Here is a 17,762-nt window from a genome sequence, read left to right on the forward strand (position 1 = left end):
GTTTTGATACGGTTTACTGCTTAATTATGCTACAATTTTAGTATTATATTTCGAGGTAAACACATGATAATTTTACAAACACAAAACGTTGCTCGCAGATTTGGCAGCGAATATCTTTTTAAAAATGTTAATTTGCAAGTTCAGGATCGTTCACGAGTGGCATTAGTCGGTCGCAATGGTGCTGGTAAAACCACACTCTTAAAAATGCTTGCACAAATCACTCAACCTGACGAAGGCGAAATTAGTACCAAAAAAGATACCACCATCGGCTATCTAGCTCAAGATCAAGGCTTGGACAGTAGTTTAACCATCTGGAATGAATTAGACACCGTTTACGCAGATTTGCATGAACAGGAAAATAAAATCCATGTCCTAGAAAATAAAATTGCCACTCTTGATTCATCAACAGACGAATATGCTGACGTCTTACGTCAATATGATTTATTACAGTCCAATTATGCCAGTAACGGCGGTTTTGAAATTGAAAGCCAAATGCGCGGTGTGTTAAACGGATTTGGCTTTGCAGACGAATATCAAACTGTTGTCAGCAGTCTTTCCGGTGGACAAAAGACAAAATTGGCACTAGCTAAGTTACTTTTGCAAAAGCCTGATTTACTCATTTTAGATGAACCAACTAACCATTTAGATATGACCATTTTGGGTTGGTTAGAAGACTTTTTGAAAAATTACAGCGGTGCCCTATTAATCGTGTCTCATGACCGATACTTTTTGGATCGGGTCGTAAATGAAGTTTATGATATGAGCCAAGGAACATTGAAACACTATACCGGGAACTATTCACAATTTATGGACCTAAAGGCCGAAGATTTAAAGACTGAGATGAAACATTACGAACATCAGCAAGCTGAAATCAATAAGCTTGAAGACTTCGTTAATCGAAATATCGTTCGTGCTTCAACGACTAAACGGGCCCAGGCCAGACGAAAACAACTGGACAAGATGAAAGTCATGGATCGACCAACCACAGATGATCAATCCATTCACTTTACCTTCAAACAAGATTCGCCCAGCGGTAATATCGTCCTGAGAGCAGATGAACTTGCTATCGGTTATGATGACAAAAAAATCGCCGGCCCAATCAATTTTGAGCTGGTAAAACCCAATCGACTTGGTGTTATCGGGCCAAACGGGATTGGTAAATCAACGATGATTCGCACGATTTTATCAATGATTCCCAAAATTAGTGGTGACGTTAAACTTGGTGCGAACGTGAAAGTTGGTTACTACGACCAGGAACAACAAGTCTTGCATCCCAACAAAACCGTTTTGCAAGAAATTTGGGATGATTATCCAACCGTCGATGAACGTGAAATCAGAACCCTGTTAGGTAGTTTCTTATTCATCGGTGATGACGTCTTTAAAACTGTCAGTTCACTCAGTGGTGGCGAAAAAGCCCGTCTGCAACTGACAAAATTGTCATTTGAACATTCTAACTTTCTAGTGTTAGATGAACCGACGAACCATTTGGATATTGATAGTCGTGAAGTTCTGGAACACGCAATTAATGAATTTGATGGAACGGTTCTCTTCATTTCTCATGACCGTTATTTTATTAACCAAGTTGCCACTCAAATTCTAGCGGTGAGTGAAAATAACTCTGCCGTCTACGAAGGTGATTATGACGACTATCTGCTTGAATTAGAGAAGCATGCCGTCACAGAGACCGCCAGTTCCACGGAAAAAGGACCTACCACCAATTACCAACAAAACAAAGAACAACAACGTGAACGGCGAAAAGTTGAGCGCCGCGTTGAACAATTTGAAACTGAAATGAATCAATTAGAGGACAAAAAAACAGCCATTGAAACACAAATGGCTGATCCTGATAATGCATCCGATGGAACGAAATTAGGTGATTTACAATTAGAACTCAACGACTTAGCTGAAAAACTCGAGATTGTTGAAGCCAACTGGACACAAGCCGCTGAAGAATTAGAACAATTTGATTAAAATGATAAACCAGGAACCGCATTTAAACTCATGTCGGTTCTTTTTTTGTGGTCAAATGCCACTTGACCTGCTGCACCAATCATTGCGGCATTGTCTCCGCACAGCTTTAAGGGTGCCATTAACAATTGAACGTTGGGAAATTTAGTTTGTAAATCACGTTCAATTCGACTCCGCAATCCTTTATTAGCAGCTACTCCACCTGCAACGACAAATTGTTTGACTGGATGATCTAACAAAGCTCGTTCAACTTTGCTTGCCAAAACGTCCACAACACTTTGTTGAAAGCTAGCAGCTAAATCACGACTGTTTAACTCTTCATCCCGTTGTTCGGCATTATGCACTGTGTTGATGAAGGCACTTTTTAACCCACTAAAACTGAAATCATAATTATCTTCTTTAATCATTGCCCGAGGAAAATCAAATGTGTCACTACCTTCGTGCGCCCATTCATCAATCGTTTTTCCCGCTGGATAATTAACTCCTAAGACACGGCCAATTTTGTCATATGCTTCACCGGCAGCGTCATCTCGTGTCTCACCCAGAATTTCAAAATCATATTCAGATTTAATATACACGATTTCGGTATGACCGCCAGACACCAGCAGCGCCATTTGTGGATACTGAAATTGATCGACAAATCTAGCAGCATAAATATGGCCGGCCATATGGTTGACCGGTACTAATGGCAAATTATGTGCAAATGCAACGGCTTTAGCGGCCGTTACACCGATTAATAATGAACCAACTAGCCCAGGGCCATAAGTTACCGCCACAGCGCTTAAATCATCATAATCCACGTCGGCAACTTCCAGTGCTTCAGTCAGACAATGGGTGATTTGTTCAATGTGATGACGACTGGCAACTTCAGGAACCACGCCACCAAAACGTTGATGGCTATCAATTTGAGTCGCTACAATATTTGATAATATTTTTTCACCGTTTTCCACGACTGCGATACTAGTTTCATCACAACTAGTCTCAAACGCGAGGATTAATTTTCGTTTATCCATCTTTATTTTCCCTTCAAATAACTCAAATCAAGTTCCATATCTAGTGCATCTTCATGATCACCAAAATAGTAGCCGGCTTTTTTACCAGTCACAATGAACCCAATCTTTTTATATAACCGTTGTGCAGCCACATTACTACGACGAACTTCTAACGTCATCTTCTCCATATTAATCAAAGAAGCTTTACGAATTAGTTTGTGAATCAGGTAGCCGCCAATTCCCTTGCTTTGATATTCAGGACTAATCGCAATATTAGTGATATGTGCTTCATTGGTTTGTCGATTAAAAGAACAACCAGCAAAGCCCAATAATTTATCGTTTTTGCGCACGACTAAATATAACCGATCACGGCGACGACGGATTTCCTGAAGAAATGCTGATTCATTCCAGGGGGTCGCTCCATATATTTTTCTTTCAACTTCCAAGATTTCTGGCACATCCGTGACTTGGGCGCGCGCAACAAAATAATCGCAATCATTAATATTAATAATTGCGTTCTTTAACTCAATTGTTTGTGCAATCTCTTCACGTCTTTGTTTTTGACGTGTTAGATTCACCCATTTTTTAAACTTCGCGAACATATGATTTCTTTGATTCTCCTGGATGAGATTTTTGCCAATTCATTTCGGCTTCCGTAATTCTCAAATAATTTGGGACGAAGCCATCGATGTCTTCTACTGACTGTCTATCCGTTCCAATTAAGGCTAATTGAAAAGCTGATGGAAATTGTGATTGTGCATTGCCAAAGGTTACCAAATTAGTATTATTCATAAATTGGTCTTTAAATTCCGGTATGATTTCACCAACTACCATGACAGGCTGTTGATTAGCATTAATTTGGCTAATTAAATCTGCCAATTCATAATGAGCTTCTGGGATAAATGTCTGCAATTGATTATTTTTAAGTTGATATCCACCGGCAAAGGCAGTATTTCTACGTGCATTAAAAATGCTAACGACTGGTAAACCTGTTAACTCAATTGGTGCCTTTGCTAATACTTCTAAACTCGAAACACCAACTAATTCAATGTTCAAAGTACTAGCTAATGTTTTGGCCGTGGTGACTGCAATCCGCACACCTGTATATGAGCCTGGTCCTTGCGCCACTACAATTCGATTTAATTGTTGTGGCGTCCAGCTAGCCATTTGCATTAATTGTTCAATGACCGGCATCAGAAATACGCTATGATTTTTAGTGATATTTAGGGTTGTTTCAGCAACTAACTGCTTATCCTCAACCAAGGCAATGGCCATAGGTGCGTTAGATGTATCTATTGACAGAATCTTCATTAGTACGTCCTTTCAAGTAAACATCAACTATCTTACCACAACCATTAACATTGCAATAGTAACTTGATATCAAAAAAGAGTAAAGTTATCGAACTTTTTGTCCGGTAGCTTTACTCAAATAATTAATTATCTATCTTCATATCCATTTGGATGTGTTTCGTGCCACTTCCATGCGGTTTTGATGATTTCGTGGACGTCGTCAAATCTTGGCTTCCAGCCTAAAATTTCACGAGCATCTTTACTTTCAGCGACCAATGTATCTGGATCTCCACCACGACGAGGTGCATCGACAGTTGGAATTGGCTTACCCGTTACATCACGAGCGGCTTCCACCATTTGACGGTTCGAAAAGCCGGTTGAAGAACCGAGGTTAAATGCACGACTGTCATGGCCTTCACTTAGATACTTCAAAGCTAGGATATGAGCATCAGCTAAATCCATCACGTGGACATAATCACGGACATTGGTGCCATCTGGAGTGTCGTAATCAGTGCCAAAAATTTTAAGTTCGTCACGTTTACCTTGTGCGACTTGCAAAATAATTGGTACTAAATGACTTTCAGGTCCGTGATCTTCACCAATACTACCATCTTCTTTAGCTCCAGCCACATTGAAGTAACGCAATGGAACAAATTTAACACCGTAGGCAACATCTGCCCAGTGCATCATTGTTTCCATCATCAACTTACTTTCGCCGTAAGGATTGATTGGCTTTTGGGTATCTGTTTCTTTTATAGGAACAGAATCAGGAACACCATAGGTTGCAGCAGTTGACGAGAAGACAATCTTTTTCACGTCATAATCAACCATTGTTTCCAATAAGGTAATCATGCCACCTGTATTATTATCAAAATACTTCAAAGGCTTTTTCATAGATTCTGGAACAACTGAAAAAGCAGCAAAATGTACGACTGCGTCAATATCTTCAGTATCAAAGACATGATTTAGAAAATCTCGATCTCGCACATCTCCTTGATAAAATTTGGCTTTGGCATCAATAGCTTTTTTATGACCTGTTGATAAATTATCAACAACTACGACACTTTCACCTTTTTCGATTAATCTGGCCACCATATGTGAACCGATGTAACCTGCACCACCAGCAACTAAAATTGACATTCCGCCCAACCTCCTGAGAAATATTGTTCCTTTTTAGTTTACCACAAGAATGCGCTTACGCGCGTTTTTCCCACCAACAATTTGCTTCGGCATTTAATTCGCCTTTAGTACCAATTTTGTGTTTCGTCAACAGTGCTTGGTCATCTATGGATACCTCACTGCTAACCACATCTTTGCCATAGCGAACTTCTAAATCATATTTAATCAACATCTTTTTCAGCTGATGAGACTTTAGAAAGTCTTCCCCGAGCACGTCTAGCATCCAGTCAAAATAATGGGCATTGTTGACGTGCTGATTAGAGTCAATATCAAAATAGCGAACATGGTAGTCTTGTTGCAAAATTGAATCATCTTCAGTAAAGCCCTCTAATTTTCCCACTCGTGGAATACGTTTTACCTCTTCAGAATGAAACGGTTTGATAATTTCGGCTGGTATTTGCACAATTTTTCTCGTAGTCAAATCCATATAAACAAACATACTTGAGATATGGGCATATTCCTGCCCATTTTGGTCACGAATCCAAAATTCTCGAAAGGCAAAGTAGCGGTTATACGAAGTAGCTCGAGTACTCAAAACAATAGTTTCGTCTACTTTTGGTAATTTACTAATTTCAATATTATAACTGGTAATCACCCAACCACCGCCAAATTGAGCGACAACGTCAGGTCCTACCCCAATTGCTTGTGATTGTTCTTCAGATACCAGGATGGCGAGATTAATCAGCATTCCAACTGTTACTTCGCCTTGTGGATCACATTCATAATAGGTCACAGTATGATTCATTTTAAATTCATTGTCTGCCAATTTTTCTCACTCTCCATTTATTAAATTTCGTGATAATCCTTGTACAAATCTTGTCGGTTAATTTCTCTGCGCTTGGCCACTTGTTTAATTGCAGCATTAGTTGTCAAACCTGAATCAATTAAGTGGGATACTTCTTCAACGGGAGACAAATTAATCACTTCTTCATCAACCTCTTCAGCATCATTACCTGCCACTAACATGACGAACTCTCCACGAACGTTATCTTCGGTAGCCCACGCTTGCAGTTCGACCAGCGTTCCTCTCAAGAACTCCTCATGCTTTTTAGTTAATTCTCTGGCTAAAACAGCCTGCCGGTCAGCCCCAAAAATTTCAATCATATTGACTAAAGTTTTTGCGATTCGATGTGGTGATTCATAAAAAATTAAGGTTTCTTGATGCTTAGCCAATTCCGTTAATTCTTGTTTTTGGAAGCTAGGCTTTCGTCCTAAAAATCCATAAAAATAAAATGGTTGCGGTTCTAATCCAGAAGCAATTAATGCTGTCAAGCCGGCATTAGCACCTGGTAACGGCACGACCGGAATATCGTTTTGGATGGCCGCAGCGACTAACTCTTTACCAGGATCAGAAATGGAAGGCATCCCCGCATCACTCACTTGAGCAATCGAAATCCCAGTCAATAATTTTTCCACTAATTGTGGAATGCGTTGCGCCGTATTATGTTCATGGAAACTAATTTGTTTGGTTTCAACTTCAAAATGATTTAATAATTTTTGGGTATTACGTGTATCTTCGGCAGCAATCAAATCTACCGTTTTTAAAGTATCAACTGCCCGAAAAGTCATATCTTGGAGATTTCCAATCGGAGTCGGTACTAAATAAAGCGTGCCTAACTCGGTCTGATCAAAACTATGTTGACGTTGCAAAATATTTTCTCCTTTGACTAATAAGCTTTTAATTCAATAATAATAGCCCTACATCTCTTTAGTCGACATGCAGAGCTTAATTTTAATATTAACATAATTATTTTAGGAACCAATCAGTTGAACGTCATCTTACACGCTTTTTTGAATTTTGGTTATTGTCTACCAAAAATGACATCCAGGCAAAACGTGCATGATTCATTATAATCGAGCCGCTTACCGTAATATTCATTACAAACATGAAAGCCCTGTTCGTAAATCTTTTGCAGATTTTGACGTGGCATGGACAACCCATCATCTTCGGTACTTTCACCTTTAATATCTTTAATAACTGTATGTAAATGGTCGTTTTCAACAGACAGTTCAGCATTCTCTTCCAAGATTTCCGTCATGTCGGCCTTTAACTGTTCCATACTATCTAATAGCTCTTGCGTCTGTTTAGTTACTTGCGCAAAACGGTCATAAACTTCTCGCTTATCAATTCTGTCAGTCATTTTTATCCTCCGCGTTAGCCACGTAGTGTATCTAATATCTTAATCGTTAATTGTTCTACTATATTCTGAAAGCTAATATTTTGATCTAGCTTCCGGCGCAGTTCTAAAGTTAACTGCGCGATATTGGTAATTTTTTTCGTCGCTGTTTTACCAACAACTTGTTCAATCTGAGCTGTAGCAGCTTGATAACTAATTTCGCCAGTATCTCGTTGGTTCGCTTCAATAATTGTATCACGCCAAATTAACATAATCATATCCAACATGGTTTGTTGCCGGTCACGTTGCTTAGCGAGAGGCATCATTTCTTTTTGCACGGCAATAAAGCTTTGCAAATCATGATTCCCTAATAACACATACCAATCAATCACGGCTTTTTGGGCATTGTCGAGCCAATCATCTTCAAGCCACAACTTAATTTGATCAATTGAATTAGTCAATCCTGAAGCAAATTGGGATTGTGACTTAGTAATACCATCTTTTTGAAGTAACTCGATTAACCTAGTTTTACTAATAGGAAGAAACTCAACACTTTGACTGCGTGATTGAATCGTTGGTAGAATCGAGCTTTTGTTGGCAGTCATCAAAAAGGCAATAAAGTCGCCTTCGGGTTCTTCCAGAAACTTCAATAAACTATTGGCAGCATTGACTGTCATCTTATCAGCTTGCTTAATCATAAAAATTTTGATTGAGCCTTCGACAGCACTTTTAGAAAATTCGGACTTTAAATACCGAACTTGATCAACTTTGATTTGACGACCATCGGGTTCAACTTCGACAATATCTGGATGATTCCCGGATAAAATTCGTTGACACTCTTCGCAAGTTTCGTCAGGCTGATTATTTTCTACATGTAAACAAAATAAACGCATCGCAATCCATTGGGCAAGCTGAAACTTACCTGCTCCTGAAGGACCTGCAAATAAATACGCATGCGCCAATTCATTATTCTCAATAATTTTCTTAAATCGGGTAACAATCTGTGGTTGCGATTGCTCCAACTGATCAAGAATGGTCATTGTTTCGTTCATATTTGATTTACTATCCTCTAGAATTGATGGAACTGTTCGATAGGAAGTACAAAGACGGTTGCCCCTCCAACTTGAACTTCAACCGGATAAGCGGCAGATGCATCCATTGAGACATCCATATTAACCTGTGGGGTCATAAATTGACCGCGGGTGTGGGAAGTCTTTTTGATTAAACTTAACACTTCCTCAATCCGTTCATCTTCGATACCAATTAAAAAGGTCGTATTACCGGAACGCAGAAAGCCTCCCGTTGATGATAATTTAGTTGCACGAATATTTGCTTCAATAAATTCATTACTTAAAATATTACTATCTTTGTCTTGAACAATTGCTATAATCATTTTCATCATTGTCACACTCCCTTTACCAGTATTGTTTAATTAATATTAAAACAGGTTCGGATACTTTTGCAACATTGTTTCTTTAACATCTTGTAAAACTTTGTCTAACGGTTGGCTCGCATCAACTAATTTAATGCGTTCTGGATTTTGTTCCAAAAGATTTAAATACGACTTCCGAACCCGTTGGTGAAATTCTAATGCCTCGACATCAAGTCGATTAATTTCATCGGTGCGATGTGTTTTAATCCGGCGAATTCCTTCTTCAGATTCAATATCCAAATAAACCGTCAAATCAGGTTCCAATCCATCAATGGCAAATTGGTTCATTTGCCACACGGCTTGTTCACCGATTTCACGGCCGCCACCTTGATAAGCCACTGAGCTATCAACATATCGATCGGAAATCACTAATTTTCCTGCCTTCAAGGCTGGAATCACGGTTTCCATTAAATGTTGACGCCGGGCCGCTGCATAGAGTAACGCTTCAGTTCTGACATCCATTTCGGTATTAATGGGGTCTAAGATAATATTACGGATTGATTCGGAAATTTTGTTTCCACCGGGTTCACGAGTTAACATCAAATTATCCCCGTATTTTACCCGTAATTCTTCCCCAATAGCCTTTAAAACACTGGTTTTTCCAGCGCCATCAGGTCCTTCAAAAGAAATAAATTGTCCGTTCATCAAATTACACCCCATCTTTAAGTTTAGCCGTGTACTTCGCGCCGCCGTGCTTCACGAAATAAATACATATATTTCTGCTTTTGCAATAATGTCTGCATTTCTAGTTCATTAGTAACATTGCTTTCATAAACTGCTTGCTCAGTTTCTTGTGCTTGGTCCCAACTAGCCTTCGCATTGTAAACCAATTCGAGCAATTGATCGTCATATTCAGCTTTGATGCGTTTATTAACTCTGTTAAACATCAGCCATCACCTTTTCTACAGTTCAGTTCGTCCTTCAACAGCCTTAAATAAAGTCATTTCATCGGCGTAATCGATATCTGCTCCGACCGAAAGCCCGTGTGCCAAACGAGTGACCTTAATCCCAGCAGGCTTAATTAATCTCGACAAGTACATTGCCGTGGCTTCACCTTCCGACGAAGCATTCGTCGCTACAATTACTTCTTTCACCGTGTCGTCTTTTTGCAGACGAGTTAATAACGACGGAATATTAATATCCTCCGGACCGGTTCCTTCAATCGGAGACAACACACCATGTAAAACATGATATAAGCCATGATATTCTTTCATTTTTTCCATTGAAATAATATCTTTTGGTTCTTCAACCACTAAAATCGTCGACTGGTCTCGTGACTTATCTTGGCAAATTGGACATGGATCATCTTCTGTTAAGTTGCCACAAATACTGCAGAAATGTAAATCTCGTTTCGCCGATAGCAACGATTTTGCAAAATTAGTCACATCATCATCTTGCATTGAAATAGTATAAAAAGCTAAACGGGTCGCGGTTTTATTACCAATCCCCGGTAGCTTCATATAGCTTTCAATTAGTTGTGCAATTGGTTCTGGATATTGCATAAATTTCTCCTACATACCTAAGCCGTTAGTATATTTACCCATTGTTTTTTGGGTGGCATCATCAATTTTAGCAATGCCATCATTAACAGCAGCAACCACTAAATCTTCAAGCATATCTACATCATCAGCATCAACTGCTTCTGGATTGATGGAAATATCTTTAAGCTTCTTATCACCTGTAAAGGTAGCTGTAACCATATCATCTGGTGCGTTACCAATAAATTCTTGGGCATTTAATTTTTCTTGTTCTTCGCCCATTTGTTTTTGCATCTTTTGAGCTTGTTTCATCATTTGTTGCATATTTCCCATTCCGCGCATCATATTAATTTCCACCTTTTTTTATTAGTCATTTTTAATTTCAACAATATCTTCGCCAAATAATTCTTGGGCTTCACTAACTATCTTATCATCTTTTTGTGTTTGAACTGTGTTATTTTCTTCTGACTCAGTTTGTTCTTCGTCCGGTTGATCTTCATTGGTGGTTTCACCAGCTTGCTTTTTACCAGCCAATTGGTCGATATAGCCTTGTCGAATATGCGGCCACTGTTCTTTAGAAACAAAAATAATGTCTCGGGCGCTTCCACTGAGTTTTTCCAGATTATCGTGCATCATCGTTAACAATTCAGTATCATCTGCTGCTTCTTGATAGAGCAAGCTATATTCAAATGACACAATCACACCGGCTGCACTCGCAGCGACTGGCGTTGAAACGTGAAGCATCGACCGCTGCGGCACAGTCAGCATGTCCAACATATCGCCCCATAAATCTCGCAAATTAACCAAATCTTCTTTAGTCGCAGTCTCCAAGATTGGATATACCTTAGTGAGATTAACTTTGGGTTCTTTTTTATTCGTATTAACCCGTGGTTTTTTGGTAGCCTTTTGTGTAGCCACTGGTGCTTTGTTGTGCGCCAATTGTTTGATTTCAGCCTGCATTTTAACAACTTGTTGCTGCAATTGATCCACACGAGCGTCTTCAACCTCGCCAGCTGGTGCGGCTTGACTCGGCACTGGTTGACCAGTTAATTGAGCCAATTTAATGGTTAAAACTTCCAAATAGACATCTGGATGGGTTGTAAACCGCATTTCTTGTTGAATTTCATTTAACGTATCAATGGCTTGATACCACACTTCTTCTGAAACTTTCGTGCCTAATTGCGTCAACTCATCCGTCGTTAAGCCAGTACTTTCAACGTTCACCATCTCTGGTGCTTTTTGATACAACAAGATATCTCGAATAAAGGAAATTAAATCTTCAATGAACCGTTGGCCATCTTTTCCTTCATTCATAATACTTTGCATGGTTTCTAGTGCCTGTGCACCATCATGATCCGTGATTTGGGTCACGTATTGGTGTAACAAGCCTTTAGTCACACTACCTGTCACTAAGAGCGCATTTTCAATTTCAACTTTATTGTTACTAAATGAAATCACTTGATCCAAAATACTCAAGGCATCCCGCATTCCACCTTCAGCTGCGCGAGCGATGACCCATAAAGCTTGTTCATCATACTCGACATGTTTTTCTCCCAAAATATATTTCATTCGTTCGAAACTTTGGTCAGCAGAAATCCGGCGAAAATCAAAGCGTTGTGTTCTGGAAATAATGGTCAATGGAATTTTATGCGGCTCCGTGGTTGCCAAAATAAACACAACGTTTGCAGGTGGTTCTTCTAAGGTTTTCAGTAGCGCGTTAAATGCACCAGTTGATAACATATGCACTTCATCAATAATGTAAACTTTGTAATCAGCAATCGTCGGCGCATACTTTGCCTTATCCCGAATATCCCGAATTTCTTCAACCCCGTTATTAGATGCCGCATCAATTTCGATTACATCATTTAATTGTCCATTGGTAATTTCCTTACACGTTTCACATTCATTACAAGGCTCACCATCTTTTAAGAAATGGCAATTGATGGCTTTGGCAAAAATTTTTGCTGCGGATGTTTTACCCGTTCCACGTGGTCCGGTAAATAAATAGGCATGACTCGTTTGATTCGAAATTAACGCATTTTTTAAAGTTGTAGTAATTACTTGTTGCCCAACAATCTCGTCAAACCGTTGTGGGCGCCAAACTCGATACAATGCTTGATAACTCATCTACTTTTTCCTTTCCCGATAAAAATCTATGTAAATAATTATACTTCATTTTTACTTTTTTCGTGTGATGAAAATCTGCGGTTTCAATTTAATTTGTATAAAAAAAGATTGGCCGTGAGCTATCACGCCAATCTGCTAATTATCTTAAAAACTTAAGGCACAAGGTACTGCAAACTTAGTGCTGCTTCCTTCCGGACCTGACACGGTTCGTAAGAGCGCCCTCGCCCTAAGGCCTTTCGGCAATAACAATCATACTATATCTGATTAAAAAATGCTAGTCAGTTTGTCGTAATCGTTTGGCTTCTTTGCGTCGTTTACGAATCGCTCTAAAAAAATCAGTTAGCATTTGACTACATTCTGACTCTAACACTCCAGAGACCACCTGCACTTGATGATTTAAGCGCTGATCATTTAATAGATGATACAAGCTATCAACCGTCCCGGCTTTAGGATCACTCGCGCCATAATAAACCATCTTAATTCTGGAGTTGACAATTGCCCCGCTGCACATCATGCATGGTTCTAATGTGACATATAGTTCGCAATCTTCTAAGCGCCAACTATGCAAATTAGTACAGGCTTCCTCAATGGCTAACATTTCTGCATGAAAGGTCACATTTTGAAATCGTTCACGCATGTTATGACCACGACCGATAATAACCCCATCGTGGACCACAATCGCACCGATGGGCACTTCATCAACGAGCAACGCCTGCTTAGCCTCTTTGATTGCTTCAGTCATATAAAATTGACTTTGTTCCATGTTCATTAAAGCTAATCTCCTACCTTAACACTTTTTAAAATATAATAGCCCTTATCTCGTTTCACCACTTCACAATGGCCAAAGACACTGGTCATTAATTTTTTAGCAGAAGGGGCCCCTTGTTTTTTTTGTAAAACAATCCACAACGTTCCATCATCTATTAAATGTTCTTTAGCTTCCGTAATAAAATCGTCGACAACACTTTTCCCTGCTCTGACTGGCGGATTTGAAACAATGGACGCATATTGATCAGTCACATTTTCATAAGCGTTTGAGCTATTAATCGAAATATTCTTAATCTCATTAGCGGTGGCATTAGCCCGAGCCAACTCCAACGCCAGTTCATTTACATCAACCATATCAACGGTTCGTTCGGGATATGCGTGCGCTAACGATAGTCCAATTGGACCATAACCACAACCAAGATCTAAAATTTTACCGGCAGGTAAATCGGCTGTGTCAAAACTATCAATTAAAACTCGACTACCATAATCAACTGATTGTTTTGAAAAAACACCGTTGTCAGTAGTGAATTTAAAATTATGACCGCGTAATTCAAAATTCCAAGTTCGTTCTTGATGAATTACATCCGGATTTTGTGTATAATAATGGTTGTTCATTTTCTCGTCTCCAAATTAAGTATGGTTCCATCATATCTTATTAACGAAAAAAAAAATACAATTTAATTGCTGCTTACAAAATGTTAGTACACCACAATATGTGGTGTTTTTTATTTTAAAATGTAACAATATGTGGTGTTTTATGGTTGCTTTTTCAAATTCACGCGGTATACTTATAAGCACAGAACATTAAAAAAAAGCTGTTACGAGGGTGAAGAATATGGGTAAAGTAGTATTATTTTCAAAAAATAATTGCATGCAATGCAAAATGACAAAGCGTTTCCTTGATGAACACAATGTGGAGTTTGTGGAACATAACATCGACGAACAACCAGAATTTATTGATAGTTTAAAAGCTGAAGGTTTCCAAGCTACGCCAGTAGTTAAATTAGGCAACGGCGAATCATTCACAGGTTTTCGTCCAGATGTGTTAAGCAAATTGGCAATCTAGACAGTTAAATTTTTTGAATGCATGAAGACGGGTCTTACCGGATCCGTCTTCTTTTGTCTAGTTATATGAAGAAAGAGGTTAAAATTATGTCGTTAAAAGAATTGAGCGATGTTACATATTTCGATTTAAACAACGAAATCAACATCCCTGTCAACAACCAAATCCCACTCAACAAGGATAAAGAAGCACTGGATACCTTTATCAAACAAAACGTGGTGCCAAATACCAAAGAATTCACAGATTTACGCGATCGGTTTGATTACCTCATCGATAATGATTACATCGAACCTGAATTTTTCAATCAATACGATTTTTCATTTGTCGAAAGTCTCTATAATTATTTGAAGGGCGAAAACTTCCATTTCAAATCATTTATGGCAGCTTACAAATTCTATGCACAGTATGCCTTAAAGACTGATGACAATGCGTTTTATTTGGAAAACTACATTGACCGTGTAGCAATGAACGCTTTGTATTTTGCTGATGGTAATGAAGATTTAGCGATGTCATTAGCTGATGAAATGGTGCACCAACGTTATCAACCTGCGACTCCATCATTTTTAAATGCTGGTCGGAAACGTCGTGGTGAATTGGTATCTTGTTTCTTAATTTCCACGACTGATGATATGAATACCATTGGACGGACCATCAATTCCGCCTTGCAACTGTCACGTATTGGTGGCGGTGTTGGTATTAACCTCAGTAATTTACGTGCTGCTGGCGATCCCATCAAACATATCGAAGGCGCTGCTAGTGGTGTTGTTCCTGTGATGAAATTGTTGGAGGATAGTTTCTCATATTCCAATCAATTAGGCCAACGTCAAGGTGCCGGTGTGGTTTATTTATCAGTTTTCCATCCAGATATCGTGCAATTTTTATCTGCCAAGAAGGAAAATGCTGACGAAAAAATTCGTCTCAAGACATTGTCACTTGGTGTCACCGTCCCTGATAAATTTTATGAATTAACTCAAAATAACGAAGACATGTACTTGTTTAGCCCATATGATGTTGAACGTGAATATGGTAAGCCATTCTCATATGTCGACATTACCGCTGAATATGACAATATGGTGGCTAACGACACCATCAAAAAAACTAAGATTCCTGCTCGTGAATTAGAAGATGAAATTAGTAAATTACAACAAGAATCTGGCTACCCTTATGTTGTCAACGTTGACACTGCCAATCGTGCGAACCCTATCCAAGGTAAAATCATTATGAGTAACTTGTGTTCAGAAATTATGCAAGTTCAAACGCCTGGTACTGTTAACGACAAACAAGAATATAAAACTATGGGAACCGACGTTAGTTGTAACTTAGGTTCTACTAATATTGTTAACTTAATGACTTCACCTGATTTTGGTAAGTCAGTGAGTGCGATGACTCGTGCCTTAACTTTCGTTACTGATAATTCTCATATTGAATCAGTTCCAACTGTTCAAAACGGCAATGATTTAGCTCATTCAATTGGTTTAGGTGCCATGGGACTTCACAGTTTCTTAGCTAAAAACCAAATTGAATATGGTGCGCCTGAATCCGTTGAATTTACGGGTGTCTACTTCATGCTATTGAACTACTGGACATTAGTTGCTTCTAACGAAATTGCTCGCGAACGCCAAACGACTTTCCATAATTTTGAAAATAGTGATTATGCCGATGGTTCATACTTTGATAAGTACGTCGCTGACGACTTTGGTCCTCAATCTGACCGTGTCAAAGAATTATTCGAAGGCATCTTCATTCCAACCACTGCAGACTGGGCAACCCTGCGTGATAACGTTAAAAAAGATGGTCTTTATAACCAAAACCGTTTAGCCGTTGCACCAAATGGCTCAATTTCTTATATCAATGACACCACTGCCAGCCTACATCCAATCATCAACAAGGTGGAAGAACGTCAGGAAAAGAAAATTGGTAAAATTTATTATCCAGCTCCTTACCTTTCGAATGAAACTATGCCATACTATAAGTCAGCATACGATATGGATATGCGTAAAGTCATCAACGTTTACGCTGCAGCTCAAGAACACGTTGATCAGTCATTGAGTCTCACTTTATTTATGCGTTCAACCATTCCAGCAGGTACTTATGAATGGAAAGATGGTCATACTAACAAAATGACAACTCGTGATCTTAATATCCTTCGTCACTATGCTTTCCGTAAGGGAATCAAGTCAATTTATTACATCCGGACCTTTACAGATGGTGAAGAAGAAGTTGGTGCAAACCAATGCGAAAGCTGTGTAATCTAATTTAAGGAGTATTATCAATGTCCGATTTCAAACAAATTAAACAATTTAAAGCCGTCAATTGGGATCAAGTCAATGACGCCATTGACAAAGCCACTTGGGAAAAATTAACGGAACAATTCTGGTTAGATACCCGGATTCCAGTGTCAAACGACATGGATGACTGGCGCACCTTAGACGAAGACCATCAATGGTTAGTTGGTCATGTCTTTGGTGGACTCACCTTACTAGATACGGTTCAATCTGAACAAGGAATGGCCTCGTTACGCCAAACCGTTCGGACCCAACATGAAACTGCCGTGTTAAACAATATTCAATTCATGGAATCAGTTCATGCCAAAAGTTATTCAACTATTTTTTCAACCTTAAATACACCGGATCAAATCAGTGAAATTTTTGAGTGGACGGATACTGAAGAATTCTTACAAAATAAGGCTGTACGCATTACGAATATGTATATGGACCCTACCGTGGATCCATTGAAGAAAAAAGTGGCCAACGTCTTTCTAGAAACTTTCTTATTCTACTCTGGTTTCTTCACACCACTCTATTACCTAGGCCATAATAAATTAAACAATGTCGCCGAGATTATCAAATTAATTCTTCGTGACGAATCCGTTCACGGTACTTACGTTGGTTATAAATTCCAACTCGGTATGAAAGAATTAACCGATAACCAACAACAAGATATGAAAGATTGGATGTACAACTTCTTATATGAACTTTATGATAATGAAGAGCGTTACACTTCAATTTTGTATGATAAAGTTGGCTGGACAGAGGAAGTCTTAACCTTTATTCGTTACAACGCTAATAAAGCGCTGATGAATTTAGGTCAAGACCCACTCTTCCCTGACACTGCTAAAGATGTCAATCCAATTGTTATGAACGGAATTTCAACTACCACAGCGAACCATGATTTCTTCTCACAAGTTGGAAATGGCTATCGTTTGGGCGAAGTTGAAGCAATGGAAGAAAATGATTACTTTGTAGCTGATCCTAACGACAAGTAAAAATACAGGTTCTTTGTCAAGAAGTACTGATGACCTAGAATTTCACAATCATTAACATCAAGCTGCTAGTTTCTCCGTTGTCG

20 protein-coding genes and 1 other RNA gene are annotated in these 17,762 nt (G+C 38.9%); 4 read left to right on the forward strand and 17 right to left on the reverse strand.

The features are described from left to right. The first annotated feature begins 63 nt into the window (after positions 1-63). Complete coding sequence (locus FFM59_RS01180; RefSeq protein WP_137601238.1) at positions 64-1,971, forward strand: ABC-F family ATP-binding cassette domain-containing protein; 1,908 nt, start codon at positions 64-66, stop codon at positions 1,969-1,971. Here FFM59_RS01180 and tsaD read toward each other — a convergent pair. From tsaD to FFM59_RS01265, 17 genes are all read right to left on the reverse strand, one after another. Further along, positions 1,968-2,981 (reverse strand): tRNA (adenosine(37)-N6)-threonylcarbamoyltransferase complex transferase subunit TsaD, encoded by a 1,014-nt coding sequence (tsaD, locus tag FFM59_RS01185; RefSeq protein WP_137601239.1) that lies wholly within the window; start codon positions 2,979-2,981, stop codon positions 1,968-1,970. The two genes, FFM59_RS01180 and tsaD, sit on opposite strands and share 4 nt — an antisense overlap. 2 nt (positions 2,982-2,983) lie before the next feature. Continuing rightward, positions 2,984-3,562: a ribosomal protein S18-alanine N-acetyltransferase gene (gene rimI / locus FFM59_RS01190; protein ID WP_137601240.1), complete on the reverse strand. Its 579-nt coding sequence runs from the start codon at positions 3,560-3,562 to the stop codon at positions 2,984-2,986. Continuing rightward, the gene (gene tsaB, locus FFM59_RS01195; RefSeq protein WP_137601241.1) at positions 3,546-4,271 is read right to left on the reverse strand and encodes a tRNA (adenosine(37)-N6)-threonylcarbamoyltransferase complex dimerization subunit type 1 TsaB; all 726 of its coding nucleotides are present in this window, start codon (positions 4,269-4,271) and stop codon (positions 3,546-3,548) included. The genes rimI and tsaB overlap by 17 nt, the downstream gene beginning before the upstream one ends. 126 nt (positions 4,272-4,397) lie before the next feature. Further along, positions 4,398-5,390 carry a UDP-glucose 4-epimerase GalE gene (galE, locus tag FFM59_RS01200; RefSeq protein WP_137601242.1) on the reverse strand — a complete coding sequence of 331 codons (993 nt, stop codon included), beginning with the start codon at positions 5,388-5,390 and terminating at the stop codon, positions 4,398-4,400. 55 nt (positions 5,391-5,445) lie between these two features. Next, a complete protein-coding gene (locus FFM59_RS01205; protein ID WP_137601243.1) occupies positions 5,446-6,195 on the reverse strand; it encodes an acyl-[acyl-carrier-protein] thioesterase in 750 nt (249 codons plus the stop codon). Between the two features lie 20 nt (positions 6,196-6,215). Next, the gene (gene rsmI / locus FFM59_RS01210) at positions 6,216-7,079 is read right to left on the reverse strand and encodes a 16S rRNA (cytidine(1402)-2'-O)-methyltransferase (protein ID WP_137601244.1); all 864 of its coding nucleotides are present in this window, start codon (positions 7,077-7,079) and stop codon (positions 6,216-6,218) included. 152 nt (positions 7,080-7,231) lie between these two features. After that, on the reverse strand, positions 7,232-7,570 hold the full coding sequence (locus FFM59_RS01215) for a DNA replication initiation control protein YabA (protein WP_137601245.1): 339 nt from the start codon (positions 7,568-7,570) through the stop codon (positions 7,232-7,234). A 14-nt stretch (positions 7,571-7,584) separates the two neighbouring features. Then, entirely contained in the window at positions 7,585-8,598 is a 1,014-nt protein-coding gene (gene holB / locus FFM59_RS01220; protein ID WP_225420263.1) for a DNA polymerase III subunit delta', read from the reverse strand. 17 nt (positions 8,599-8,615) lie between these two features. Then, positions 8,616-8,945 (reverse strand): cyclic di-AMP receptor DarA, encoded by a 330-nt coding sequence (gene darA, locus FFM59_RS01225; RefSeq protein ID WP_137601257.1) that lies wholly within the window; start codon positions 8,943-8,945, stop codon positions 8,616-8,618. Between the two features lie 39 nt (positions 8,946-8,984). Continuing rightward, positions 8,985-9,623, reverse strand: a complete 639-nt coding sequence (tmk, locus tag FFM59_RS01230) for a dTMP kinase (RefSeq protein WP_137601246.1) — start codon at positions 9,621-9,623, stop codon at positions 8,985-8,987. Between the two features lie 23 nt (positions 9,624-9,646). Beyond that, positions 9,647-9,865, reverse strand: coding sequence for a YaaL family protein (locus FFM59_RS01235; RefSeq protein WP_137601247.1), 219 nt, complete (start codon positions 9,863-9,865; stop codon positions 9,647-9,649). A 15-nt stretch (positions 9,866-9,880) separates the two neighbouring features. After that, entirely contained in the window at positions 9,881-10,480 is a 600-nt protein-coding gene (gene recR, locus FFM59_RS01240) for a recombination mediator RecR (RefSeq protein WP_137601248.1), read from the reverse strand. Between the two features lie 9 nt (positions 10,481-10,489). Next, positions 10,490-10,801, reverse strand: a complete 312-nt coding sequence (locus FFM59_RS01245) for a YbaB/EbfC family nucleoid-associated protein (RefSeq protein WP_137601249.1) — start codon at positions 10,799-10,801, stop codon at positions 10,490-10,492. A 21-nt stretch (positions 10,802-10,822) separates the two neighbouring features. Continuing rightward, on the reverse strand, positions 10,823-12,583 hold the full coding sequence (dnaX, locus tag FFM59_RS01250; RefSeq protein ID WP_137601250.1) for a DNA polymerase III subunit gamma/tau: 1,761 nt from the start codon (positions 12,581-12,583) through the stop codon (positions 10,823-10,825). A 141-nt stretch (positions 12,584-12,724) separates the two neighbouring features. After that, an RNA gene (gene ffs, locus FFM59_RS01255) (signal recognition particle sRNA small type) lies at positions 12,725-12,821 on the reverse strand. Between the two features lie 36 nt (positions 12,822-12,857). Continuing rightward, positions 12,858-13,352 carry a tRNA adenosine(34) deaminase TadA gene (gene tadA / locus FFM59_RS01260; RefSeq protein ID WP_137601251.1) on the reverse strand — a complete coding sequence of 165 codons (495 nt, stop codon included), beginning with the start codon at positions 13,350-13,352 and terminating at the stop codon, positions 12,858-12,860. A gap of 5 nt (positions 13,353-13,357) precedes the next feature. Continuing rightward, positions 13,358-13,966: a class I SAM-dependent methyltransferase gene (locus tag FFM59_RS01265; protein ID WP_137601252.1), complete on the reverse strand. Its 609-nt coding sequence runs from the start codon at positions 13,964-13,966 to the stop codon at positions 13,358-13,360. 220 nt (positions 13,967-14,186) lie between these two features. Between FFM59_RS01265 and nrdH the strand changes: the two genes are divergently transcribed. From nrdH to nrdF, 3 genes are all read left to right on the forward strand, one after another. Then, the gene (gene nrdH / locus FFM59_RS01270; protein WP_137601253.1) at positions 14,187-14,417 is read left to right on the forward strand and encodes a glutaredoxin-like protein NrdH; all 231 of its coding nucleotides are present in this window, start codon (positions 14,187-14,189) and stop codon (positions 14,415-14,417) included. An 86-nt stretch (positions 14,418-14,503) separates the two neighbouring features. Next, positions 14,504-16,669: a class 1b ribonucleoside-diphosphate reductase subunit alpha gene (gene nrdE, locus FFM59_RS01275; protein WP_137601254.1), complete on the forward strand. Its 2,166-nt coding sequence runs from the start codon at positions 14,504-14,506 to the stop codon at positions 16,667-16,669. A 17-nt stretch (positions 16,670-16,686) separates the two neighbouring features. Continuing rightward, positions 16,687-17,679: a class 1b ribonucleoside-diphosphate reductase subunit beta gene (gene nrdF, locus FFM59_RS01280; protein ID WP_137601255.1), complete on the forward strand. Its 993-nt coding sequence runs from the start codon at positions 16,687-16,689 to the stop codon at positions 17,677-17,679. Positions 17,680-17,762: the final 83 nt, after the last annotated feature.

This window comes from Paucilactobacillus nenjiangensis, from assembly GCF_005405445.1.
Lineage (GTDB): Bacteria > Bacillota > Bacilli > Lactobacillales > Lactobacillaceae > Paucilactobacillus > Paucilactobacillus nenjiangensis.